This is a genomic window from Frondihabitans sp. PhB161 (assembly GCF_003814635.1).
In the GTDB taxonomy this organism is placed as follows: Bacteria; Actinomycetota; Actinomycetes; order Actinomycetales; family Microbacteriaceae; genus Frondihabitans.
This window is the reverse complement of record NZ_RKQW01000001.1, coordinates 1,092,727-1,116,855: the sequence shown is the minus strand read 5'-3', so window position 1 is coordinate 1,116,855 and position 24,129 is coordinate 1,092,727. Positions and strand designations below refer to the sequence as shown.

The window sequence follows — 24,129 nt, the reverse complement described above, 5'->3', positions numbered from 1 at the left end:
CGAGACCGACCCCGCGTCGCTCCCCCGAGAGCCGGAGGTGCAGACGCTGGCCAGAATCCTCAGGAGACACCTGGAGTCGGCGGCTTCTGCTCGCTGAGGTTCTGCCCATTCGTGCCGCCGCGCGCTAGCGTCGGAGCATGGTCTTCGAGCGTCTGTTCCGTCGAGGTGGCAGCGAGCCGGTCCCTCCGGCCGCTACCTCCCTGCCCGATTCCGAGTCCGCGCGGCTGATGCTCGCCAACCGGCCTGACACCGACCCCGAGGTGCTTGCGGCCTTAGCGGGCACCGGCGATTGGGCACTCCGACTCAATGTGGCCATGAACCCGGCCACGCCCGCGAGCATCGTGGAGTCGGCTCTCCGCGAGGGCACCCGCGACGAACGCTGGATCGCCGCGGGCAACCCCTCGGTCCCCGCCCCTGTCCTCGAGGAATACGCCCGTGGGCCGGAGACGGCCCTGCACCGGAGGATCGCGATGAACCCCGGTGCACCGGCTGCCGCTCTCGACTCACTGAGCCGGCATCCGATCCTTGCGGTTGTCGAGGCCGTCGCGCGCCGCCGTGACGTCCCGCCCGAGACGTTGGAGGCGCTCAGCCGGCATCCGTCGGAGCATATCCGCGAAGGGTCTGCCGCCTCTCGCATCGGACGGAGCCCGGAGTTCCTGGCGGGCCTCGCGAATGACCCCTCGTATGTCGTCCGAGCCACGGTCGCGTGGAACGGCGAGACCCCGCCCGAGGTCCTCGACCGGCTCGCCGACGACGAAGACTACAGCGTCGTGGCCGAGGCGCTCTTCAATCCGAGCACTCCGACGCACGCGCTGGCGCGAGTGGCGGTAGGCGGCTCCCGGTCGGCCCGTCAGCAGCTCGACCGGCGAAATCTCCTGGCGAAGCCCTGGGATCCGGACGACGCCGCTCTCGTCCTCGAACACGCCTACTCGCTCGCCACCCCAGCCGAGCGCCTCCGTCTCCTCGCGCGAAGTGAGGCTGTGGAGGTCAGAAAAGCGGTGGCCGTGAACGACAGCACTCCCGGCGACGTCCTACTGCTCCTCGCCCGCGATCCCGAACCCGACATCCGAGTCCAGGTCGGCTTCAATCCCCATGTGCCTGTCGAGGCCCTCGAGATCTTGGCGGCCGATCCCGACGTGGCCGTCCGTTCTGCTGTCACCCAACGGCGCCTCAGCACGACGCCCGCACACGTGCTCAGGATCGTCGCCGAGATCGACTGGATTGAGCGACGCGAGGAGGTGCGCCCGGCCGAGCTCCTGTCCGGCCTACAGTCGGCACCCGAATGCCCGCCCGACCTCGTCATGCCCCTGACCCGCATGATCTCGCTCCGGTCGAACGAGACCACGATGCCTCCCGACCAGGTCCGAGCGCTGCTACTCGAGCGGGCGATGGGCGAGGACGTCACGTTCGTCACGTCGGTGGCGATGGGCTTCGCCGTCAACCCGGCCCTCGCGCCCGAGGAGTGCGAACTCCTCGCGGCGAGTCCGCACGTCGAGATCCGTATGGCTCTCGCCGGCAACCGTGCGCTCCCGCCGTCGGTACTGGCGCGCCTGGCAGCCGATCCCGACAAGGACGTTGTCTGGTGTGCGCGGGAGGCGCAGCAGTCCGGGCTGTCGGCGTAACGGCGAAAGCGGCGCCTGCCCACCTCAGCCAAAGAGCAGTGGCGGGCAGTCCCGCCCGATTTAGGTCGTAGGCGAAGAGCCGCGAGATTCAGGCAGCTGTGGCACATCCCATATTTCTAGGGTTTCAAGACAAGAACGTGGTGGGAGTTATTGCCCCGGTCTTCGTGCGTTACCCCTTTCGTCTCAATCACGTCAGGATCGTGATTTTCTCGACATTGCTGTAGTGAAGGGGGAACGATGACGGATCCGGAAGACAGAGACGACGACGCCAGGCTGCTCGTTCGTTTGGCACTGGGCGACAAAGCGGCGTTAGCAGTCGCCTTCGACAGATTTGCGCCGACGGTGACGAGGTACGCCTGGGCGATCGCTCCCAGCCGCATGGACGTGGAAGAGCTCGTGCAAGACACGCTCCTCACGCTCTGGCAGAAAGCGGCCGCCATCGAGTTACCCACGGAGTCACTCCTGCCGTGGCTTCTCGTCGTCTGCCGTAACCATGCCCGAAACCTCCGACGCCGTCAGGCCCGGGCGGAGAGCGATTCCCTGCCGGACGATCTCGAAATACCACCAGCGGCCGAGGAAGCTCGAGAACACCTCCGCTGGGTACGCGCCGAGATCGACGCCCTCCCGACGCTGGATCGCCGCATCTGCGAGCTGTGCCTCCTCGAGGGCCGCTCCTATTCCGAAGCTGCCACGATTCTCGGATTGAGCGTTGGCGCCGTCACCAAGCGCGTCTCCCGATCGCGGACTCGACTCAAGAAGGCTGTGATGCACGATGAACACTGAACCTCCTCTCGGCGACGACTTCCAGCGTCTGCTCGTCGGCATGAAGCGGAGCGTCCTCGACCGAGCCGACGACGTCCGCCCCCGTCCTGTTCGACACCGACACGTGTGGCCGGTCGTTGGCCTGGTCGCGCTTCTGGCCATTGGCAGCGTCAGTGGCGCCTATGCCGTCGGCCTCGTTCCCCATGATCTCTTCGAGGCGCCGACTGCGGCCCCGTCGCCGACAGTCTCCGAACCGCCGAGCCCGTCGACGCCCGCAGCCGAGACCCCACCGGCAAGCTCCACCGCGACACAGTCAGTCACCCCGACGTCGACAGCCAAGCCGTTCTCGATCGACGATCCCGGCACCTGGACGACCTCCTTCTCCGAGGTCGGACCCATCGCCCTCGGAGCACCCTATGCCGGCGAAATCGACGATCTCACCTCCGCCTACACCCGCGACAACGCGACCTGCCCCAACCCGAACGTGTCGTTCTGGCACCGCACGGGCTCAGTGGAGCTCGTCGTCGAAAACACGGACGGAGTCGTCTCGGGCGTCTCGATCGGACTCGTGTCACCCACCGACCCGTCGTACCGCACCACCGCCCCGACGACTGCCGAAGGCGCCGGTATCGGCTCGACCCTGGCCCAGCTCAAAACCTTGTACCCGGACATCGAGAACACGGGAAACTACGGCGGCAGCGGCGCGGACGGCGGATTTGAATACTGGAGCATCCACTCCGCCGACGGCTACATCACGTTCGTGCTCGGCGCCGACAACAGCCATGTCGGCCAAGTCTGGGTCGCGGCCACGCCCCAACCGCCCTCTGAATTCTGCGGCTAGCCGCCGGTCAAGGATCAGACCAGCCATCTATCCGCAGAACGTGGCGAAAAGACACACAGCACCAGACCTGTACAACCTGATGGTGTCTCCAAACCAAGGTGTGCCGAATCGCACGGCTTTCAGGAGCGACGAGCGGGATGTGGCCCGACCAAGAATTTCTCCGTCCGACGCTGAACGAGTAGTTGGCGAGCGAACCGCCAGCTCGCGCGCGTACAACGGGAGTCATGAAGGTCATCGGAATAACCGAGTTCGGAGGGCCAGACGCCCTCGCCATCCACGAGGTCGAGGAGCCGCACGCAGGTCCCGGCGAGGTTCGCATCAGGGTCAGGGCGTTCGCGGTCAGCCCGACGGATGCCGGCGTCCGCGCTGGCGGCCGTGACCTCAGCCAGGCGGGCGAACCGCCTTATGTGCCGGGCATGGACGCGGCAGGCGTTGTCGACGAGGTCGGCGAGGGGGTGACCCAGTGGCAGACGGGCGACGAGGTCATGGCCATCGCCCTCCCGCTCCGCGGACACGGTGGCGCCTATATGCAGGTGCTCGTGGCACCGGTGGATTCCATCGCCCGGATTCCCACTGGCACCTCGCTCGAGGAGGCCAGCACGATCCCGATGAACGGCCTCACAGCGGTGCAGATCTTGGAGAAGGCCGGCCTCTCGGCCGGGCAGACGCTCCTCGTGACAGGTGCCCCGGGACTACTCGGGAACTACCTCGTGCAGCTCGCCGAACAGCAGGGAATCACCGTGATCGCCGACGCGGCAGACAAGGATCGGGCGCTCGTCGAGTCGCTCGGCGCCGACCACATCGTGCCGCGTGGGGACGAGTTCGTGGCTGCCGTGCAGGCGATCGCCCCGCACGGTGTCGACGCGATCGCAGACACGGCGCTCCTCCACGAGCAGGCCGTCCCGCTGCTCCGTGACGGTGGAGTGTTCCTCGCCGTGCGCGGCTGGCAGGGCGACGGGACCCCCGGAATCCGGTTCGAGCAGGCGATGGTGTTCGACGAATACCACTCCCAGGCCAAGCTCGACCGGCTGCGGCAGGCCGTGGAGGACGGCGTCCTCACGCCCCGGGTCTCCGAGGTGCTTGCCGCGTCGGAGCCCGGGGCAGCCGCCGACGCCCACCGGCGGCTCGAAGCAGGTGGCACCCGTGGCAGGTTCGTCCTGACCTGGTGAGTAAGTCCGAGCGCTCATAGACGGGGTGGATCGCAGCCGCGAACGACATCGCTCTCGGTGACAGAGATGCCTGTCTCGTCTCTGGCCTGCAGCGTCGCTACCCCGTATCCGACGTCAAAGTCGAACGAGCGGGTCAGGTCTGCGAGCTGCGAGAGGCGTGACGACGACCCGCGCGGCAAGAGACCGCGCGACAGAGGCGTCGAAGACAGCAGCACCGGGCACGAGGGCGTTCGCCGTCGCGGCTCCGGCCGCCAGAGCTACGGCGGCCGGCAGGTCGACGCCCGAGTCGAGGGCCGCGAGCAGGCCGCCGAGGTACGAGTCTCCACTGCCGACGGGGTAGGCGCCGAAGGACCCCGCTGCGGGAGGCAGGGCGACGCGCCACAGGCCCGAAGCGTCGGCCGCGATCGAACCGTGCGCTCCGTCGGTGACGACCACGTCGGATCCTGCGGCCTCCCGCAGTGCCGAGACCAGCGACGACAGCTCGACGTCGAGGGGCAGGTCGAGTGCCTCGGCCGCCTCGGCCCGGTTGACCTTGAGCAGCCCGACGCCGAACGACCCCAGCACCGACCGAAGGGCCGGGCCGTGCGTGTCGAGGGCGAGGCGGGCTCCCTTCGCCGCGCAGAGCCGCGCGATGTCGCCGAGCACCGGTTCGGCACCTGCCGGCAGACCGCCAGAGAGCGACACCCAGGATCCGGCTCCCGCCACCCGCTCGAGCCCCTCCAGCACCTGTGAGAGCTCGTCATCGCCGAGCGCGACCGGGCGCTCGTATATCTCGGTGAGCGTGCCCCCGGCCACGGAGGCGATCGACACGCACTGGCGGGTCTCGGTCGGCGACTCGACGATCTCCGCGGTGACGCCGTCGGCGTCGAGCAGCGCGGCAACGAGCCCGCCGAGGTGACCGCCGAGCACGGGCACGGCGGTCACTGCGGCCCCGAGGCGCACGGCGGCGCGGGCCGAGTTCAGCGCTTTGCCTCCGGCGACCCGGACGACCGACGTGGGCCGGTGCGGCTCGCCGAGCACCAGGTCGTCGACGACGTAGCTCACGTCGAGGGCGGGGCTGAGGGCGGCGACCGCGATCATGCGGTGGCCGCGGCAGTGGCGGACGCCGGGGCCGAGGTTGGGGCCGAGGCCGGTGTCGGCGCCGACAGGTCGAGGTGCGCCGCGATCTCGTCGCGGGTGGCGTGGGCACCGCTGCCGCCGGCAACCCGGGTCGAGAGCGACCCCGCGGCCGTCGCCCACCGCAGCCGGATCCGCTCGTCGGTCTCGCCGAAGTGGAGCGCGGCGAGGTAGCCCGCGTCGAAGCTGTCGCCGGCGCCGGTGGTATCGACGACGTCGAGCACGAGCCCGGGCGCCGACAGTGCGGGAGACCCCGAGCGGACCGACCAGCCTCCGTCTCGCCCGGCCTTGACCACGACGGCGAGCCCCGGCGACGCGTCGACCAGGGCTGCGGCGGCCTGCTCGTCGGAGTCATGGCCTGGCGACACGGCCCGCAACTCTTCGAGGTTGGGGAGGAACACGTCGACGTGCGGCAGGACCGCGTCGAGACCGAGCCACTCGCCCGCGGGATCCCAGTTGGTGTCGAGGCTGATCGTGAGGCCGCGTGATCGGAGCTCGGGCAGCAGGGTCGGCAATGAGGCGGCGAGGCCGGGCAGCAAGAAGAACGACGCGAAGTGCACGTGCGTGAAGGCGCCGGCATCGGCCGCCGCCAGCACGTCCGCAGCCGTGACCCGCACCATCGCCCCCTTCGCCGTCAGGATCGAGCGGTCTTCCGGTGCCGACAGGATCACGCTGAGCCCCGTCGTCTCGCCGGGGACAACGCGAACGAACGAGGTGTCGACGCCGTCGAGGGCGGCCAGCGTGAACCGGCCGAACTCGTCGTCGCCGACGCAGGCGACCAGCGCGACCGGCACGCCGAGTCGGGCGAGGCCGTGGGCGACGATGCCGGCCGACGACCCGAGCACGAGCGACGAGGCGTCGAGCAGCTGCTCCTCCTGGCCGAACCTCGGCATGACGTCGCCGGTCAGCACGAGGTCGACGTTGGCGTCTCCGACGACGAGGATCCCGGGGTCTGTCATGGGGGTCATCCTTTCAACCCGGCGAACGTCATGGTCGCCACGAACTGCTTCTGCGCCGCGAGGAAGAACAGGATGAGCGGCAGCGTCGCGATCACGTTGCCGGCCATGAGCAGCGACCACTCGGTGCGCCTGGTGCCCTGGAAATTGGTCAACCCGAGCTGCAGAGTGAAGGCGTGGTCGTTGTTGATCGCGATGAGCGGCCAGACCAGGTCGTTCCACGAGCCGAGCAGGGTGAAGATCGCCAGCGTCGCAAGGGCCGGCTTCGCGAGCGGCAGCACGATGCGGAAGAACACCTGCAGGCGCGTGCAGCCGTCGATGAGACCGGCCTCCTCCAGCTCGGCGGGCAGCGAAAGGAAGAACTGCCGCATCAGGAAGATGCCGAACGCCGATGCGAGCCACGGCACGATGGCCGCGCTGAGGTGATCGACGAGGCCGAGACGGGCGAACATGATGTAGGTCGGGATCATCAGCAGCTGGGTCGGCACCATGATCGTGGCGAGGATCGCCAGAAAGCCGAACGAGCGACCCGGAAACTTCAATCGGGCGAAGCCGTAGCCGGCGAGCGAGCAGAGCACGAGGTGCGACGCGATGGCCGACGCCGAGACGATCGCGGTGTTCAGCAGCCAGTGCAGGATGTCGGACTGCTCGAACAGCTTCTGATAGCCGTCGAGCGTGAAGTGCGACGGGATAAAGGCGGGCGGGAACTTGTTGATCTCGGAGGCCGGCTCGACGCTGGTCAGGAACATCTCGACGAACGGCAGGAGGAAGAGGAACGCCACGGGCACGAGCAGGAAGTGCCAGCCGCTGAACGGCAGCTTGCGCCGGCGGGCCCGCGCCGAGGGGGCGGGCGGGCGGACGACGCCGCCCGCGTTCGCCAGCGGCGTCGACGGGAGAATGGGGGCTTCGACACTCATCAGAAGGCCTCTCGTCCGGACTTGCGCGAGTAGACGGCGACCGCGATCGTCACGAGGAGCGTGACGAAGAAGAGGCCGTAGGCGACGGCGGAGCCGTAGCCGAACTGCAGGTTTTGGAAGGCGACCTTCCACAGGTAGTACACGATCGTCTGGGTCGCCTCGAGCGGGCCGCCGCGGGTGGTCGTGTAGACGAGGTCGAACAGCTGGATCGCCTGCAGGGTCTGGTAGATGCCGACGAACACGGTGACCGGAGCGAGCTGCGGCCAGACCACGCGCCAGAAGATCTGCCACGAGTTCGCCCCGTCGATGCGGGCCGCCTCGATGACGTCGCCGGGAACATCCTGGAGCGCCGCCAGGTAGATGACCGTCGTGAAGGCGGCCTGACCCCAGAGCGACATGATCGTGATGACGACCATCGCCTCGTGCCGGTCTTCCAGCCACCCCTGCTCGGGCAGGCCGACGACGCGGAGCACGTTGTTGATGAGACCGAACTGGGGGCTGAACAGGTAGGTCGTCAAGATGCCCGTGGCCGCTGCCGACGCCACGAAGGGCACGAAGATGGCCGTGCGGTACAGGCCGATGAATCGGATCCTGCGGTTGAGGGCCACCGCGAGGAACAACCCGAGCAGCACCGACGCCGGCACGAAGAGAACGGTGTAGATCGCCGTGTGCGCCACCGCTCCCTGCAGCTCGGGGTCGGCGATCATGTCGCGGTAGTTGCCGGTGCCGACCGAGACCGGGTCGCTGAAGCCGTCCCACTTCTGGAACGAGAGCAGGAAGGCCCACACCCCGGGGAACACCGTCAAACCGAGCACGATCACGAGGGCGGGGGCGACGAAGCCCCAGCCTTCGAGGGCCTCGCGCCACGACCGGTGCCGACGTGACGCACGGCGAGCGGCCGACGGCCGGGGCGGGGCACCTTCGGGAGGCCGCAGAGCGAATGTCGTCATGGTCGCGCCTAGTTCTCGGCGAGCGCTTTGTCGGCGGCTGTCGCGGCGGTCTTCAGGGCGTCACCCGGGTTTCCCTGCCCCTGCAGCACCTGCGAGACGGCGTCGCCGACCGCACTCGAGAGCCCGACGTAGCCGGGCACGGTCGGCCGAGCCTTCTTGGCATTCGCCGCATTGGCCTGCATCACGTCGAGGCCTGGGAGCGCCTTGACCTGGGCGAGGAACGCGGCGCTGGTCGCCTCGCTCGAACGCAGCGGCAGGTTTCCGACGGCGACGTTGAACTTTTCGTCCTGCTCTTTCGACGTGAGCCACTCGGTGAACTGCGTCGACCAGTAGGCGCGGTTGGCGTCTTTGTGGTCGAAGAGGGTCCAGAGGTCGGGGCCCGACACCGTCTGGTGGTCGCCGTTCGTTCCTGGGAGCTGCACGACGCCGTACGACGTGCCGGCGGTCTTGAGTGCCGAGAGCTCCCACGGGCCGGAGGTGATCATGCCGACGTGGTCGCTCTCGAAGAGCTGGGCGAACTTGGTGTCGGTCTGATCGAGGTAGACGCTCTTGTCGGTCACGGCGAGGTCGCGCAGGTACGTCACCGCGTCGACCCCTGCTGTGGAGTCGAAGGCCGACTTGGTGCCGTCGGACGAGAGGATGTCGCCGCCGTTCTGCCACAGGTGCGGCCACAGCTGCCAGGTGGTCTCTTCACTGCCCGACACCGAGTAGCCGTAGCCGTAGGTGTTCGAGCTCGAGTCGGTGAGCTTCTTCGCGGCGATGCGGAAGTCGCTCCACGTCCAGTCTTTGGTCGAGTAGTCGACCCCGGCCTTGTCGAAGACGGTCTTGTTGTACAGCAGCGAGATGTTGTCGACGACCGCCGGGAACCCGATGGTCTTCTTACCCGTCGGCTGCGCCGTCGCGCGGGCGGCCGAGGTGAACTCGTCCCACTTGACGTCGGGCTTCGCCACTTCGTCGGTGATGTCGAGCGTGCGGTTCGACCGTTCCAGCTGGCTGGCCCAGGATCCGAAGGTGTACGACACGTCGGGATACGTGCCTCCCGCAAAGCTCGCCGACAGCTTCTGCAGCAGCTGATCGGTCGACGATGCCCCGGGCGACAGGTCGATCGAGACGTTCGGATGCTCCTTCTCGTACTCCGAGACGAGGCCCTCGAGGATCTTCTCGGCGGCGTCGTTCTGCCCCGACCAGATGGTCAGCTTGACGTCCGCCTTCGTGTCGAGGGTCGAGGATCCGCCGCCCGACCCGGCACACCCGGTGAGGAGAGCGGCAGTGGCGACGGTGGCGAGGCCGAGGGCCAGGCCGCGGCGGATGGACGAGGGGCGTGGTGCGGAGGAACGGGACATCGGGAACTCCACTGGTCGAAGGGTGGTGATGCGGGAAGGGAGAACGGAGGGTCAGCCGAGAACGACGGAGCGCGTCAGACCCCGCGGGGTGTCGGGGTTGAGGCCCTGGCTCTCGGCAAGTGCGACCGCGATCCGGTGCGCCTCGGTGAGCTGCACGAGCGGGTCGAGCCCGTTCGTGTGGACGGTTGCGCCCGTCGACTCGATGTCGGCGACGAGCGTCGGGTCGACGTCCCCGAAGACGAAGACGAGCGAGCGCTCCTTCGCGACGGCGATGGGGCCGTGACGATAGTCGAGCAGCGGGTACGACTCCGACCACGCCTGGGCCGCCTCGCGGATCTTCAGCGCGGCCTCCTGGGCCAGGCCGTAGGTCCAGCCTCTGCCGAGGTAGACGTAGTGGTCGAAGGCCGTGACATCGACATCGAGGGCAGCGGCGAGACTCGTCCGTGCCTCCGCGACGAGGTGGGAGGTGTCGTACCCGTAGAAGGCTCGGGCGGCGGCGAGCAGGGTGGTGGGGAACCGCGTCTGCACCACCGACTCCTCGTCGGCGTAGTCGAGCACGAGCGTGGAGTCGACCAATTCGTCGACCGGCATCCCGCCGACCGCGACGATCGCGGTGAGCGCCGGGGCTGAATCGGAGTCCATGTCACTGGCGACACGGGCCGCCACCAGTGCCTCCAGGATTTCGGTCGTCGTGCCGGAGCGGGTGATGGCAACGATCCGGTCGTAGCGCCGCCCCGGCTTCCACTCCGAGCCGTAGGCCGCATCGGTCTCGCCGAGACCGGCGCGCTCGCGAAGGGAGGCCAGCGACTCGGCGACGAACGCGGAGGTTCCGCAGCCGACGAAGAGCACGCGCTCCCCCGGCAGGCCGAGGTACGGCCCGAAGGCGGGCGACTCGACGAGCGATCTCGCCCAGGTGTCCGGCTGACTCTGAATCTCGGCGGTCGTCTTGCTCGAGGGCGTGGTCGCGCTCGACGGGGTGGTCGCGCTCGACGGGGAACTGGTGCTCGACGGGGTGGTCGTGCTCATCGGGATGCCTTTCGAGACAGGAGCGCCGGCGAGATGACCTCGCAGAAACGCTGGACGAGGTCGGCGACGGCGTTACGGGCCGGGGCGACATACTTACGGGGATCGGTGGCGCGGTCGTCGGCATCGAGAAAGCTGCGGACGCTGCCGGTGTAGGCGATGTTGAGGGCGGTGCCGACGTTGATCTTGCGGATCCCCGCGGCCACGGCCTCGCGGATCACGTCGTCCGGCACGCCCGACGACCCGTGCAGCACGAGCGGCACCGGCACGGCGGCTGCAAGCGCCACGATCAGCTCGAGGTCGAGGGAGGCGTCCCGGGTGGCCATGGCGTGTGACGACCCGACGGCGACGGCGAGACCGTCGACCCCGGTCGCGGCGACGAACGAGGCGGCCTCCGCAGGATCCGTGCGGACGCCGGGTGCATGCGCGCCGTCCTTGCCGCCGATCGCCCCGAGCTCGGCTTCGACCCAGAGGCCGGCCGCGTGGGCACGACCCACCGCGTCCGCCGTCGTGCTCACGTTGTCGGCGTAATCGAGTGTCGATGCGTCGACCATGATCGATCCGATGCCGAACGCGCTTCCGAGGGCGATCCCCTCGTCGATCAGCGCAGGGTCCTCGATGTGGTCGAGGTGGATGCCGATGTCGACCGGGGCGGCCTCGGCGAGCTCCCGACAGGCGGCGATGAGCGGGCGCATCCCGCCGCCGTGGAAGCGGATGGCGTTCTCGCTGATCTGCAGCAGCACCGGGATACCGGCGAGGGACGCCCCGAGCACGATTCCCTCGGCATGCTCCAGCCCGATCACGTTGAAGCTCGGCACGGCCGTGCGACCCTCCACTGCTGCCGCGACGAGGTCGCCGACCGGTGCCCCGGTCACAGGGCGCTCGCTGGGATGAGCTCGCGGAGCGGCTCGGGCAGGAGGTCGCCGTGGGCGGTGACGAGGTCGTTGCACAGCTCCCAGATCTGCTCGGGGGTGAGAGTCGACGACGCATTCGGGTCGACGAGCACGGCCTGGCGGAGGAGCTTCGGGTCGCCGGTGCGAGCGGCCTCGATGGTCAGCTCGTTCACCGAAAGGTAGGAGCGGTTGATCGCCGCGGCCTGCACGGGCAGCGAGCCCATCGGCTGCGGGCGGATCCCGTCGGCGCCGACGAGCGTCGGCACCTCGACCACGGCACCCTGCGGCAGATTGTCGATCAGGCCCCGGTTCACGACGTTCGCGTGGATCTCGCGCTCGGTGCCCGTGACGAGCGAGTGGATGACCTGGGGCGCGTACTCGGCGGCCCCCTCCTCGAGCTCGAGCGGGGAGCCGCTTTCGAGCGACGCCTCGGCCGCGTGGAACTCGGCGACGTTCTCCTCCGAGATGCCGAGGTATTCGAGCGGTCGCAACCGGAACTTGTCGATCTGCTCGGGCAAGCGAAGGAACCAGGGCAGGTACTCCGACGAGTGCTCGCTCGTCTCGGTCGGGTAGTAGCCCACACGGCGGAAGATCTCGACGCGGACGCGTCGTTCCAGTTCAGGATCCGCGCGAATCCGATCCCGCAGCACCGGGTAGAGGTCGCGGCCCTCGTGGCTCCACTCCAGCATCCAGGCCTGGTGGTTGACGCCGGCGGCGCGGAACCGGGTCTCGGAGACGGGCACGCCGACGAGCTCGGCCAGGTCGTGCGCCGTCCAGTAGACGCTGTGGCAGAGGCCGAGGGCGGTCAGCTCGGGGGCGACGACGCTGGTCCACCAGATGTTCATCGCCATCGGGTTCGTGTAGTTCAAGAACACGGCGTTCGGGGCGACCTCGCGGATGTCGGCTGTGAGCGCAGTGAGGAACGGGAAGGTGCGCAGCGCACGGAAGACGCCGCCGACGCCCGTCGTGTCGCCGATCGTCTGGTGCAGACCGTACCGCTCGGGAATCTCGAGGTCTTTGCGGGTGGCGTCTATGCCACCGATCTGCACCATGTCGATCACGAAGTCGGTGCCCTCGAGCGCGCGGCGGCGGTCGAGGGTCGCCGTGATGGTGATCGGCCGACCGAAACGCTCGCTCACCTGACGCGCCGTGCCCTCGGCGACGGCGAGACGCGATTCGTCGATGTCGTGCAGGCGGAGGTCGAGGGGTCCGAGGTCGTCGAACCCGAGAAGGTCGGCCAGGAGCTGACGCGTGAAAACAACGCTGCCTGCTCCGATGAAGGTCACTCGTGTCATGTGGACGATCATTCTGGTGACTGCGCGTTTCGTGCAATGATATGCGTGAAACGATCACTATCGCTGAGCGAATAGGAAACAGGATGGCAACAATCGACCTCGACGTCTCGCCGCGAGCGGCCTCGTCGAAACGATCCGACCGCATGGTCGCGATCATCTCCTCGCTCGGCGAGCGCGGTTCGGCGTCGTTCGCCGATCTCGCGACGGAGCTCGGCGTCTCGGCGGCGACCATCCGCCGCGACCTCGCCGACCTCGAAGACCAGGGCCTCCTCGCTCGCACCCACGGTGGCGCCCGCGCCTTCACCTCGGCGGCCGAGGTGCCGGTCGGTCTCCGCGACTCGCAGTTCCGGCTGGCAAAGCAGCTCATCGCCCGACGCGCCGCGACCCTGCTGCCCGACGGCCCCTACGCGATCGCGATCGGCGGCGGGACGACCGCCGCCGGAGTCGCCCGGGCCCTGATGTTCCGCACCGACCTCACCATCGTCACCAACTCGCTCACCACCGCCACCGAGATCGCGTCCCGCCCCAACATCAAGGTCATCATGACCGGCGGCGTCATCCGCTCCCAGTCGTTTGAACTCGTCGGCGCCCTCGCCGAGAACGCCTTCAACGCGATCAATGTCGGCACCGCGATCCTGGGCATGGACGGCATCGGCTCGGTCGGCGGCGCGACCACCCACGACGAGACGGAAGCCCGCACCAACACGGCGATGGTGCGCCACGCCCAGAGGGTGATCGTCGTCGCCGACTCGTCGAAGGTCGGCCGCGTCACGCTCGCCAAGGTCGCCGACCTCACCGAGATCCACGACCTCGTCACCGACTCCGGCGCCGACTCCGACGAGCTGGCGCGCATCCGCGACCGCGGCGTCCGCGTGCACGTCGTGGAGGTGGCGGAATGACCGCCGACGCGACACTCCGACTGCGCCTCGTCGAGAACAAACTCCGGTTCGACGACGAGACCGCGATTGCCGCGACCGCGATCGACGGCGGGTGGATTCTGCCAGCCGGGCCCGTCTCGGTCACGCACGATCTCGGATCCTGCGCTTTCTACCGGCACGGCTGGAACTCGTGGTCCCCGACGGGCTGGGCACCGCTCACCGACAGCCCGATGCGCATCTACGGCGACGCACCCCGTCTGCTGACGGCCGACGACGCCGCCACCGACCGGCCCGACCGACACGAGGGCTCGGGCCTCGGCGCACTCGAACTGCCCGACGGCCGGGTGCTGCTGCTGGGCGCGCTCGGGCTCGGTACGCCGCGCGTCGGCGCCTCCCCCGACGAGCTGTGGGCGACTTTCGAGAGCCAAGGATCCGAGTGGTTCCTCGGTCTCGGAGACGAGGCTGTCGTGTTCGCCCGCTACGCCGAATTGCTGCGCGAGCGGCTCGGCACCCCGCCCGCTGAGCGCGTCGACACCCTCTGGTGCAGCTGGTACTCGTTCTTCGAAGACATCGACGAGACGCTCGTGAATAAGACGATCGACGACCTCGGCGACCTGCCCTTCGACGTCGTGCAGCTCGACGACGGCTGGGAGCGAATCGTCGGCGACTGGACGGCCAACGAGCGCTTCCCCTCCGGCATGGCGGCCCTCGCCGAGCGGATCACCGCGCGCGGCTCTCGGCCGGGTCTCTGGCTGGCGCCCTTCATCTGCCTTCCCGATTCGGCGATCGTGCGCGACCACCCCGACTGGCTCGTGCATGCCGCGTCGGGCGAGCCGCTCGTCGCCGGCTACAACTGGGATTCGCACTACTACGCCCTCGACACCACTCACCCGGCCGCTGCCGAGCATCTCGACCGCGTCTTCGCCGAACTCGTCGGGTTCGGTTTCCGCTACCTCAAGCTCGACTTCCTCTATGCGGGCGGACTGCCGGGGGTCCGCCATCTCGACCTCCCGCGCGAGCAGGTCTACCGCGATGCGCTCCTCAGGATCCGACGGGTCGTCGGCGACGACGTCTACCTTCTCGGTTGCGGGGCTCCACTCCTGCCGTCGGTCGGGGTGCTCGACGGGGTCCGCGTGGGCCCCGACACCGCCTCCGACTGGGTGCGACCCGGCACCGTCGAAGATCCCAGTCACGAGGGCGGGTTGAACGGCCTCACGGCGTCGGTCGAGCGGCTCTGGATGCGCGATCTCTTCCAGGTCGACCCCGACGTGGCGTTCTTCCGGTCGGCGCACACGACCTTGACACCCGAGCAGCGCGAGGCCCTGCAGTTGATCGCCCGGGTCTCCGGGTTCCGATCGACGTCGGATCCCATTGACTGGCTATCGGCAGACGAGGCCGATTCGCTCCGGGTGTTTCTCGTGCGGTCCGAAGAGGTCCGACGCATCGGGCGCTACCGGTACGAGGTGGGCGACGAAGTCGTCGACTTCACGCCGTTCGTCCGAGAGGTCCGCACCGGGCGGGAGCACCTGCGCGAAACGAACCTCGTCGCGCCCGGGGCGAGCGAGTAGCATCGCCCTCACGCTGATCTGCCCGGACCCCGCAGACCAGAGCCTCTCCGCTTGTCGGAGGCCGGCTGCACATCGGAGCACGATCTCGGAGGTCCCATGAATCGCATCACCCTCACAATCGATGGCAAGCGCTACCGGCTGTCGAACGAGACCGACCTCGACCTTCTGCAGAAATCGGTACTGCGTGCGGTCCGACGAGGTGAGTTCTTGACCTTCACTCCCCTCGGTTTTCAGCGCGTCTCCGTTCTCGTCTCGCTCAGCTCGTCGATCACCGTCGACATCGTCGAAGAGGTTCAGTCCGGAGTCAGCTCGCTGACCCGCGTCGACGCTCTCGACAGCGACTACGACTACTCGCCCACGCAGCTGGAGCGGCAGCGCTACGGCAGCTGACCGTCTGGTGCGTCAGAGGCGGCCCCGCCCACCCGGCCCTTACGGATGGTTACCGAGATAATCATCCGTAAGGGGAGGTCGAGCCGATGCTTAGCGCCGACCGGAGGGGGTTTTCGGATCCTTCGCCGTGCGACCCGCCTCGAGGCGCTCGGCCTCCAGCCGCTCCGCCTCTTCTCCGCTGATCGCCTCGCCGCGCGCGACCATTCCCGAGACCTCCGAGAGCGGGATTTCTTTCAAGAAGAGAGACAGCACGAACGCGACCGCGATCAGCGGGATCAGGTACCAGAACACGGGAGCCAGCGAGTCGGCGTAGGCCGCCACGACGAGGTCGTGCAGGGCCGTCGGCAGCTTGTTGAGGGCCGCAGGATCCAGAGTGGACGTCGCCGACGACGCATCAGACGAAGAGGCTCCCGCACCCGTGAACACGTCGGTGAGCTTCTCGGTGAGACGACTGGTGAAGATCGCGCCGAACACCGCGACGCCCAGAGCCGAACCGACCTCGCGGAAGTAGTTGTTCGTGCTCGTCGCCGTTCCGACGTCTTTCGCGGGGACGGCGTTCTGCACGACCAGGACCACGACCTGCATGATCGAGCCCAGCCCGGCACCGAAGATGAACAGGAACACGCAGATCAGCCAGATCGGGGTGTCGGCGGTGAGCGTCGTCATCAAGAACATCGCGATGCCGACGAGCACGGTGCCGACGATCGGGAAGGCCTTGTAGCGGTTGGTCTTCGAGATGACCTGACCGGAAAGGATCGACATGCCGATCAGGCCGACCATCATCGGAAGGAGCAGCAGTCCGGAGGCGGCCGCCGACGCACCCGACGCCATCTGCAGGAACGTGGGGATGAAGGCGAGCGCCGCGAACATCGCAATACCCAAGACGAAGCCGATCGCCGTCGCGATCACGAAGACGCGGTTCTTGAAGAAGGCCAGCGGGATGATCGGATCGTCGGCGCGGTTCTCGACCAGGATAAACAGGGTCACCGCGACCAGCAGGGCGGCGCCGAACAGCCAGGTCTCGGGGGCGCCCCAGCCGTGCAGCGAATTGCCGCCGAACTCGGTGAAGAAGATGAGCGACGCGGTCGCGGCCGACAGCAGGATGATGCCCGGCACGTCGATCTTCTTCGTGGCCTTCTTGCTGGGCAGGGTCAGGGTGAACCAGGCGATCGCGAACGCCGCGATGCCGACCGGGATGTTGATGTAGAAAGCCCAGTTCCAAGTCAGGTGATCGACGAAGAAGCCGCCGAGGAGAGGGCCGCCGACAGCCGCGAGACCGAAGATGCCGCCCAGCGGGCCGAGGTACTTGCCGCGCTCCGAGGCGGGGACGATGTCGGCGATGATCGCCTGCGAGAGGATCATCAGACCGCCACCGCCGAGGCCCTGGAGGGCGCGGAAGACGACGAACATCCAGAAGTCCGAAGCGAAAGCACAGCCGATCGACGCCAGCGTGAACAGGGCGATCGCCGTCAGGAAGAGGTTGCGCCGCCCCAGCACGTCACCGAACTTGCCGTAGATCGGCATGACGATGGTTGTCGCGAGCAAGTACGCCGTCGTTATCCAGGCCTGGTGCTCGACGCCGCCGAGCTGCCCCACGATCGTCGGCATGGCCGTCGACACGATCGTCTGATCGAGGCTCGACAGGAGCATGCCGGCGATCAGCGCGGCGAAGATGATCCAGATACGACGCTGCGTCAACAGCAGCGGGCCGTCGCCGCTCTTCGGAGGGGCGGTCTTCTCGGTGGTCATGGGCTGGGCACCAGTCTTTTCGTGGGGAGGGGGGCGAAGAGCTCGCGGGCCGCTCGGACCCGCTCGCGGAGGATGTCGGCGAAGGGAACGACGTCGGCCCCGTGAAGATAGGTGTCGATGCTCAGGCGGACGAGCGCCTCGAACGTGACGATGGCGACCCGGATCGGCAGGAGATCGGCGTCGCCCTGGCTCTCGGCCAGACGGGCGATGAACCGCTCCTGCTCGCTGCGGCCGGAATCGATCATGGCCGCGATCAGCTTCGGCTCCCGCTGCATCGATCCGACGAAGTCGGCGAGGTCGGACGCCGTCGGGCTCATGGCCTCGAAGTGCCCGATGGCCACCTCGACGAGGTCGTCGACGAGCGGGCGGCGCGCCTCGGGGTGCACCGCGCGAGCCGCGAGGAAGTCGTCGACGAGGGCGCTGTCGAGCCCGTTCTCGACGCCGAGCACCGCCGACTCCTTCGTCGGGAAGTAGTTGAAGAAGGTGCGACGCGAGACACCCACCTGGTCGCAGAGCTCTTGGATCGTGAAGCCGGTGAGCCCCTTGCGGGCCGTCAGGTGCCGGGCGCGCGCGACGAGGGCCGCGCGAGTGCGCAACTGCCGCTTGCCGGTTCCGTCGAGTGCCACCCGTAGAGGATTGCACTCTTATGCTGAGAGTGCATGGTACTGGGGTACCGGTCTCGCCCCGCCGCCGCCGAATTTGAAGGAAAAAAGCACCCCCGCCGACGGCTTTATGCCGATCGGCGGGGGTGCTGCCCGCGTTTCTCCTTCAAATTCGGAGGCGGGTCGGGCCAGACAGGTCAGACGATGGCAGCGCGCAACTCAGCGGCAGCAGCGCCGACGTCGGGCGCACCGTAGATCGCGCCACCGGCGACGGCGACCTCGGCGCCCGACTCCTGCACAGCCTTGATCGTCGAGGCGTTGATGCCACCGGCGACGGAGAACGCCACACCGGACGCCTTGCCGTCGTCGAGCAGCGTCGAGAAGGTGAACCCCTCTTCGGCCTGCTCGTCGAGACCGGCGTGCATCTCGACGAACTGCACGCCGAGCTCCGTGACCTCCTTGGCGCGGGCGGCCTTGTCTTTCACACCGATGAGGTCGGCGACGATGCCCTTTCCGTGCTTCTTCGCAGCGGCGACGGCACCAGCGATGGTGCTGTCACCGGCGACGCCGAGCACGGTCACGAGGTCGGCGCCGGCCTTGAACGCGACGTCGGCTTCGAGCTCGCCGGCGTCCATCGTCTTGAGGTCGGCGAAGACGATCTTGTCGGGGTGAGCCTCTTTGATGGCGGTGATCGCCGAGACTCCGGCGCTCTTGATGAGCGGGGTGCCGAGCTCGAGGATGTCGACGTGCGGCGCGGCCGCGGCGGCCAGCTCGAGGGCGGCTTCGGTGGTGAGGGTGTCCATGGCGAACTGGAGCTTCATGGTGGTGCCTTTCGTTGGGTGAGTGGAGGTCATTCGAGATTGGCGTGACGCGGCCAGATGTCGTCGGCGGTGAGACCGGACCGCTTCCAGAGCGCGTCGAAGAGGGCGTCGCCGAGCAGCACGACGGTCTGCTCGAACAGCGAACCGGCGTACTGCGCCGAGGCGGTGCCGGAGCGGTCGAGCTTCGCCGCGGCCGGCACGACGAGCACCTCTGCCGACAGCTGCCCGAGCGGCGAGTCGGTGGCGGTCGTGATGGCGACCACCAAGGATCCTGCGCTCTTCGCAGTCTCGGCGGCGCGCACGATGCTGGCCGTCGTGCCAGAGCCGCTCGCGGTCAGCAGCACGTCGCCGGGGCCCGCCGCGGGTGTCGTGGTCTCGCCGACGACGTGCACCGTGAGGCCGAGGTGCATGAGCCTCATCGCGGTCATCTGCAGGGCGAGGCCCGAGCGACCGGCGCCGTAGACGAAGACCCGGTCAGCCTTCGACAGGGCGTCGGCGAACGAGTCGAGGTCGTGCTGGGCGATCGTGTCGACCGTGGCCCGCAGCTCGGACTCGATGGAGCGGAGAGATGTCGCGACAGACGACGGCGTTTCGGTCATACCCCATGGTGCGCCGAAGGATCCGGGGGCGGCGCCACCCGACGGACCGGTTCTGCCTACCCGAACGGGTAGGGCCCGGCCGCAGGCAGGGTCAGTTGATGCAGGTGCCGGCGTACGCGGTCGACTGCTTGGTGACCGTGGGCTTCGGCGTCGCCGGTGCCGCCGGGGCAGTGGAGGTCGATGGCTTAGGCGTAGCGGTCGCTGCCGGGTCGCGCACGGTGCGGCCGTCGGAGCCGAGCACCAGGCGCACCCCGACGATCCCCGGGGTCAGCACGGCCTCGGACCCGGGCACCTTCGCGACGAGTGCCTTCGCGGCGCGCTCCGCCCCCTTTGCGTACTGGACCGTCGTCTGCTGGGTGAGCGTGCCCGACTCCGGCGCCCCGACCGTGAACCCGAGCGCGGTCAGGCGTGTCGATGCGGTGACCGCCGCGCCCTCGACGCCGCTCGCGTTGACGACGAGTGCACTGACGGCCGCGGGTTTCGCCGCTGTCGCTTTTTTGTAGGCCTCCGGCTGCCCGACGACGTTGGTGATGAAGCCCGGCATGCCGGCGGTGTCGACCTCGACGATCGAGAGCGGCGTGCCATTGACGTCGATGGTGGGCGTGCCGAGCACGGGGATGGTCGCCGAGCGGATGTTCGCCGGGCGCAGGTCGCGCACACTCGTCGCGAACGACACGAGGTCGAACCCCTCGTCGGTCTCGATCGACTTGCTGACGGCGTCGATGATGCGGCCCGATTTGACCGGGTTGAGCAGGGTGCCTGCGGAGAGGATCCGCTTGGCCTCGACCGACAGGAAGTACTGCTGGCGCACCTCGCGGTCGAAGTCACCGCGCGGAAGACCATGCCGCTGGCGGACGAACGCAACGGCTTCTTTGGGGCTGAGTGTGGATTTGCCAGCCGGCAGGTCGATCTTCGAGAAGTCGTCCTGGACGGCGTTGTTAAGGCACACCTCGACCGGGCCGAGAGCTTTCACGACCTCGTAGAAACCGAGCAGCGAGACGCGCATGTAGTGGTCGATCGTGAGGCCGGTGAGATTCTGCACGGTCGAGATGAGCAGTTTGGCGCCGCCGGACGGCCCGCCCGTGGCGCTGCCCGCCGAGAACGCCGAGTTCAGCTTGTTCTTGCCATGCCCGGGAATGTCGACGTACGAGTCGCGGGGCAGCGAGATCATCGTCGCGCTCTTCCGGTCGCCGCTGACGTGCAGCACGATCATGGTGTCGGTGTTGCTGCTGCCGCCGTCGCTCGTCGTGCCGAGTTCGGCCAGTTGCTCCGCCGTGGCGCCGGCGGGGCGGTGGTCGTCGCCGACCAGCAAGATGTTCTCGTCCTGCCCGTCGACGTCGCTCCCCCCGCTCTTGCCCGGGGCCGGGAGGGCGTCGATCTTGGTCACACCCGATTGGAACCGCTCGTAGCTGTAGGCGACATAGCCGCCGCCGAGCACGAGAACGCCGACGAGCCCGAGAGCGATCCAGCGCAGCGGATGCCGCCGGTCGCGCCGTGCATGGCGCGCGGGCGGACGCCGGTACTTCGGCTCGGGCGGAGTCGGGTTCTCGTCGGTCACCCCCACAGGCTAACCGGAGCCCTATTGGAACGAGGCCGCGACCCCGTTGCGGTGGTAGTCGAAGATGATGCTCGTGCGGGTCGAGGCGACGCTCGGCTGGGCCGAGAGGTGCTCGACCACGAACTCGCGCACGGCCGACGAGTCGGCCACGGCGATGTGCACCAGGAAGTCGTCGGCGCCGCCGAGAAAGAACACCTGCAGCACCTGAGGCAGGTCGCGCACCTCCTCCGAGAAGCGCACGATGCTCTCCTGGCGTGAGCCGGGCCGGAGGGTCACGCCGACGATCGCCTGGAGCCCCAGCCCGAGGGCCTTCTGATCGACGCTCGTGAGAAACCCGGTCACGACACAGCGATCCTGTAGCGACCGCAGACGCACGTGTGCGGTCGAGGGTGCGATACCCGCCCCTTCGGCGAGCGCCGCGTTCGAGATGCGCCCGTCGCTCGTCAGCAGCGCGATGAGCCGCCTGTCGATGTCGTCGAGTGGTGCGGGGCCTGAAAGATCGTTCGGCGAATCGTTCACTTCGTCTCCTCTACCGGGCTCAGACACTGGCTACTCCTCAATCTACCGAATGTTCTTCGTCTGAAACACGTGTGAAACGAACCCTGTCCATCCTGGTTGGTGCGGCGCAGGAGCCGCCCCTTCGATCGGAGAACGACATGCGCGTAGGCATCCCCACCGAGATCAAGAACAACGAGAACCGCGTCGCCATCAGCGCCGCCGGGGTCGACACGCTGGTGCGTCACGGCCATGAGGTAGTCGTGCAGCAGGGCGCAGGATCCGGCTCGCGTATCTCCGACTCCGACTACTCCAAAGCCGGCGCCACGATCCTCCCCACCGCCGACGCCGTGTGGGCGAGCGCCGATCTCCTCCTCAAGGTGAAGGAGCCCATCGCCGCCGAGTACGGCTACCTTCGCCCCGACCAGACGGTGTTCACCTACCTCCACCTCGCCGCCGACAGAGCCCTCACCGAGGCCCTCGTCGCCTCCGGCACGACCGCGATCGCCTACGAGACGGTGCAGCTGCCCGACCGTTCGCTGCCTCTGTTATCGCCGATGAGCGAGGTCGCCGGGCGGTTGTCGATCACAGTCGGCGCGTACCAGCTGATGCGGTCGAACGGCGGGCGCGGATCCTTGCTGGGTGGTGTGCCCGGCACCCCGAAGGCCAAGGTCGTCGTGATCGGCGGCGGCGTCGCCGGCGAGCACGCGGCGGCGAACGCCCTCGGGCTCGGTGCCGACGTAACCGTGATCGACGTGTCGCTCCCCCGCCTTCGCGCCCTCGAGGTGCAGTTCGGCGGGCGCATCCAAACCCGGCACTCCACACCCTTCGCGATCGCCGAGCAGCTCCGCGACGCCGACCTCGTGATCGGGTCGGTGCTGATCCCGGGGGCAGCGGCCCCGAAGCTCGTCACCGACGAGATGGTCGCCACGATGAAGCCCGGCGCCGTGCTCGTCGACATCGCGATCGACCAGGGCGGCTGCTTCGAGGGATCGCACCCGACGACCCACGACGACCCGATCTTCGCCGTGCACGACGCGGTGTACTACTGCGTCGCCAACATGCCGGGCGCCGTGCCCGAGACGTCGACCCGGGCGCTGACGAACGCGACCCTGCCGTACGTGGTGGCGCTGGCCGACCGCGGTTGGAAGGCCGCGACCGAGGCCGACGAGGCGCTGGCGAAGGGGCTCAACGTCACGGCCGGCCGGGTGACCAACGCCGGGGTCGCCGCAGCGCTCGGCCTGGAGTTCGCCTCCGCCTGACGGCGCTGGCCCACCGACCCTGCCGAGAGCGCCCGAACTCGCTCTGCCGAGCGTGCCCGACTAGGGGTCAGCAGTGTCGCCCGACGCCCATTTGGGCACTCTCGGCGATCAGGTCGAGCGCGATCGTGGACGCCGCGGGCGACACGCTCAGGTGTTGCAGCGCACGGGCGACAGCAGCAGCCCGGAGAGCTTGACCGACGTGGTGCTCGTCGACGTCGACGACCAGGCGGTGTTCGCGGTGATGTTCGCGCGGACCGTCAGCGTGTAGCTGGGGAACAGGCTCAGGATCGCGTTGGTCGTCACTACCGCCGACGTCGTGGAGCCCGTCGTCGTCGAGGCCACGACCGTGCTGCCGTTCAGCACGTCGAAGCTGTCCGGAACGACGCTGCCGCTGTAGGTCCAGCCGATCGTGACTGTACGCCCGTCGGCGTTGTCGGTACAGGTGAGGCCTGTCGCCAGAGGCACTGTGCCCGCGGTGAATCGCGAGGTCGGGTTGACGGTCGTGCCGGTGAATCCCGCCGCCATCGCTGCCGGGGTCGGGCCGAACGAGACGAGGGAGCCCGCGACGAAGAGTGTCGCCGCGGCGGCGGCTCCCGCGCGGAAGGGCCAGGCGGGGCGCGCCCGCGGGGGTGTGTCGGGCGGGCCTGCCGCCGGATCCTGCACTCGCGTGCGAAGACGTCTGTCGAGACCGGTCAGGCCGATCAGCAGGGTGAGCCCCGCCGAGACGAGCGCGACGAAGAGCCACTGCCCCTCGCGAATCCAGAGGATCGGGAGTCCGACCCAGGGCACCCGGAGCATGCCGACGCCCCACACGGCCGACGGGTGGACGGGAGTCGAATCGGGCTGCGGATTCGCGTCGCCCGCCGTGCGGAGCATGCCGCCGTCGCCCCACTCGACGAACCGGTGCAGACGCAGTTTGCCCGGGTGGTCGGGATCGTCAAAGAGGATCACCTTGCCCACCTGCATCGCCTCGGCGGCGACGGGAACAGACACCACCACATCGCCGGTGCGGATCCGCGGCATCATCGAGGCGGTCATCTCGGTCGTGGGATGCCAGCCGATCACGGCCGGAGCCGCTGCGTAGAACGCCAAACCGAGAACGGTCGCGAGCACGCCGCGGGCGATCGACGCGACGATCACCCGGGCCCAGTCACGGGTGTTCTGCGCGCGGCTGTTCTGCGCGCCGCCTGTCCGGGCCAACGCGTGCCGGCCGTGCGGATCGACGATCTCGCGGAGGAGTTCGGCCGACACCGCCGACTGCCGGCCGAGCGCTGGCACGCTCGGCCGGATCCTCGATCGGCTCATGAGTGGGGCTCCCGA

The 24,129-nt window shown here is 68.5% G+C and carries 23 protein-coding genes; 8 read left to right on the top strand and 15 right to left on the bottom strand.

Annotated features, from left to right (window positions below; translation table 11 throughout):
* Positions 1-137: 137 nt before the first annotated feature.
* The 4 genes from EDF39_RS05450 to EDF39_RS05435 all read left to right on the top strand — a co-directional run bounded on the left by EDF39_RS05450 (position 138) and on the right by EDF39_RS05435 (position 4,394).
* The gene (locus tag EDF39_RS05450; protein WP_123941135.1) at positions 138-1,622 is read left to right on the top strand and encodes a hypothetical protein; all 1,485 of its coding nucleotides are present in this window, start codon (positions 138-140) and stop codon (positions 1,620-1,622) included.
* Between the two features lie 237 nt (positions 1,623-1,859).
* A complete protein-coding gene (locus EDF39_RS05445; RefSeq protein ID WP_123941133.1) occupies positions 1,860-2,405 on the top strand; it encodes an RNA polymerase sigma factor in 546 nt (181 codons plus the stop codon).
* Positions 2,395-3,225 carry a hypothetical protein gene (locus tag EDF39_RS05440; RefSeq protein WP_123941131.1) on the top strand — a complete coding sequence of 277 codons (831 nt, stop codon included), beginning with the start codon at positions 2,395-2,397 and terminating at the stop codon, positions 3,223-3,225. The genes EDF39_RS05445 and EDF39_RS05440 overlap by 11 nt, the downstream gene beginning before the upstream one ends.
* A 224-nt stretch (positions 3,226-3,449) precedes the next feature.
* A complete protein-coding gene (locus tag EDF39_RS05435) occupies positions 3,450-4,394 on the top strand; it encodes an NADP-dependent oxidoreductase (protein ID WP_123941129.1) in 945 nt (314 codons plus the stop codon).
* Positions 4,395-4,508: 114 nt separating this feature from the next.
* Here EDF39_RS05435 and EDF39_RS05430 read toward each other — a convergent pair whose 3' ends face one another.
* The 8 genes from EDF39_RS05430 to melA are packed head-to-tail and all read right to left on the bottom strand — an operon-like array spanning position 4,509 to position 12,887.
* The gene (locus tag EDF39_RS05430; protein WP_123941127.1) at positions 4,509-5,474 is read right to left on the bottom strand and encodes a 1-phosphofructokinase family hexose kinase; all 966 of its coding nucleotides are present in this window, start codon (positions 5,472-5,474) and stop codon (positions 4,509-4,511) included.
* A complete protein-coding gene (locus tag EDF39_RS05425) occupies positions 5,471-6,469 on the bottom strand; it encodes a carbohydrate kinase family protein (protein WP_199726145.1) in 999 nt (332 codons plus the stop codon). Before EDF39_RS05425 ends, EDF39_RS05430 begins: the two co-directional genes overlap by 4 nt.
* Before the next feature lie 5 nt (positions 6,470-6,474).
* Positions 6,475-7,383 (bottom strand): carbohydrate ABC transporter permease, encoded by a 909-nt coding sequence (locus EDF39_RS05420; protein WP_123941123.1) that lies wholly within the window; start codon positions 7,381-7,383, stop codon positions 6,475-6,477.
* Positions 7,383-8,333 (bottom strand): carbohydrate ABC transporter permease, encoded by a 951-nt coding sequence (locus EDF39_RS05415; protein ID WP_123941121.1) that lies wholly within the window; start codon positions 8,331-8,333, stop codon positions 7,383-7,385. Before EDF39_RS05415 ends, EDF39_RS05420 begins: the two co-directional genes overlap by 1 nt.
* A gap of 8 nt (positions 8,334-8,341) precedes the next feature.
* Entirely contained in the window at positions 8,342-9,676 is a 1,335-nt protein-coding gene (locus EDF39_RS05410; RefSeq protein ID WP_123941119.1) for an extracellular solute-binding protein, read from the bottom strand.
* A 51-nt stretch (positions 9,677-9,727) separates the two neighbouring features.
* Positions 9,728-10,702 (bottom strand): SIS domain-containing protein, encoded by a 975-nt coding sequence (locus EDF39_RS05405; protein ID WP_233572976.1) that lies wholly within the window; start codon positions 10,700-10,702, stop codon positions 9,728-9,730.
* On the bottom strand, positions 10,699-11,574 hold the full coding sequence (locus EDF39_RS05400; RefSeq protein WP_123941117.1) for a class II fructose-bisphosphate aldolase: 876 nt from the start codon (positions 11,572-11,574) through the stop codon (positions 10,699-10,701). Before EDF39_RS05400 ends, EDF39_RS05405 begins: the two co-directional genes overlap by 4 nt.
* The gene (melA, locus tag EDF39_RS05395) at positions 11,571-12,887 is read right to left on the bottom strand and encodes an alpha-galactosidase (RefSeq protein WP_123941115.1); all 1,317 of its coding nucleotides are present in this window, start codon (positions 12,885-12,887) and stop codon (positions 11,571-11,573) included. The genes EDF39_RS05400 and melA overlap by 4 nt, the downstream gene beginning before the upstream one ends.
* Before the next feature lie 83 nt (positions 12,888-12,970).
* Between melA and EDF39_RS05390 the strand changes: the two genes are divergently transcribed.
* From EDF39_RS05390 to EDF39_RS05380, 3 genes are all read left to right on the top strand, one after another.
* A complete protein-coding gene (locus EDF39_RS05390; RefSeq protein ID WP_123941113.1) occupies positions 12,971-13,786 on the top strand; it encodes a DeoR/GlpR family DNA-binding transcription regulator in 816 nt (271 codons plus the stop codon).
* A complete protein-coding gene (locus tag EDF39_RS05385; protein WP_123941111.1) occupies positions 13,783-15,333 on the top strand; it encodes a glycoside hydrolase family 36 protein in 1,551 nt (516 codons plus the stop codon). Before EDF39_RS05390 ends, EDF39_RS05385 begins: the two co-directional genes overlap by 4 nt.
* Before the next feature lie 96 nt (positions 15,334-15,429).
* On the top strand, positions 15,430-15,723 hold the full coding sequence (locus EDF39_RS05380) for a hypothetical protein (RefSeq protein WP_123941109.1): 294 nt from the start codon (positions 15,430-15,432) through the stop codon (positions 15,721-15,723).
* Between the two features lie 90 nt (positions 15,724-15,813).
* Here the strand turns inward: EDF39_RS05380 and EDF39_RS05375 are convergent, their stop codons facing one another.
* The 6 genes from EDF39_RS05375 to EDF39_RS05350 all read right to left on the bottom strand — a co-directional run bounded on the left by EDF39_RS05375 (position 15,814) and on the right by EDF39_RS05350 (position 21,571).
* Positions 15,814-17,472, bottom strand: coding sequence for an MDR family MFS transporter (locus EDF39_RS05375; RefSeq protein ID WP_055960623.1), 1,659 nt, complete (start codon positions 17,470-17,472; stop codon positions 15,814-15,816).
* Positions 17,469-18,098: a TetR/AcrR family transcriptional regulator gene (locus tag EDF39_RS05370; protein WP_123941107.1), complete on the bottom strand. Its 630-nt coding sequence runs from the start codon at positions 18,096-18,098 to the stop codon at positions 17,469-17,471. Before EDF39_RS05370 ends, EDF39_RS05375 begins: the two co-directional genes overlap by 4 nt.
* 173 nt (positions 18,099-18,271) lie before the next feature.
* Entirely contained in the window at positions 18,272-18,895 is a 624-nt protein-coding gene (gene hxlA / locus EDF39_RS05365) for a 3-hexulose-6-phosphate synthase (RefSeq protein WP_055960627.1), read from the bottom strand.
* 29 nt (positions 18,896-18,924) lie between these two features.
* Positions 18,925-19,494, bottom strand: coding sequence for a 6-phospho-3-hexuloisomerase (gene hxlB, locus EDF39_RS05360; protein WP_123941105.1), 570 nt, complete (start codon positions 19,492-19,494; stop codon positions 18,925-18,927).
* A 91-nt stretch (positions 19,495-19,585) separates the two neighbouring features.
* On the bottom strand, positions 19,586-21,052 hold the full coding sequence (locus EDF39_RS05355; RefSeq protein WP_123941103.1) for an LCP family protein: 1,467 nt from the start codon (positions 21,050-21,052) through the stop codon (positions 19,586-19,588).
* 21 nt (positions 21,053-21,073) lie between these two features.
* Positions 21,074-21,571: an Lrp/AsnC family transcriptional regulator gene (locus EDF39_RS05350; protein ID WP_123941101.1), complete on the bottom strand. Its 498-nt coding sequence runs from the start codon at positions 21,569-21,571 to the stop codon at positions 21,074-21,076.
* Positions 21,572-21,708: 137 nt separating this feature from the next.
* Between EDF39_RS05350 and ald the strand changes: the two genes are divergently transcribed.
* Complete coding sequence (gene ald / locus EDF39_RS05345; protein ID WP_123941099.1) at positions 21,709-22,809, top strand: alanine dehydrogenase; 1,101 nt, start codon at positions 21,709-21,711, stop codon at positions 22,807-22,809.
* A gap of 147 nt (positions 22,810-22,956) precedes the next feature.
* Here ald and EDF39_RS05340 read toward each other — a convergent pair whose 3' ends face one another.
* Positions 22,957-24,114, bottom strand: coding sequence for a hypothetical protein (locus tag EDF39_RS05340; protein WP_123941097.1), 1,158 nt, complete (start codon positions 24,112-24,114; stop codon positions 22,957-22,959).
* Positions 24,115-24,129: the final 15 nt, after the last annotated feature.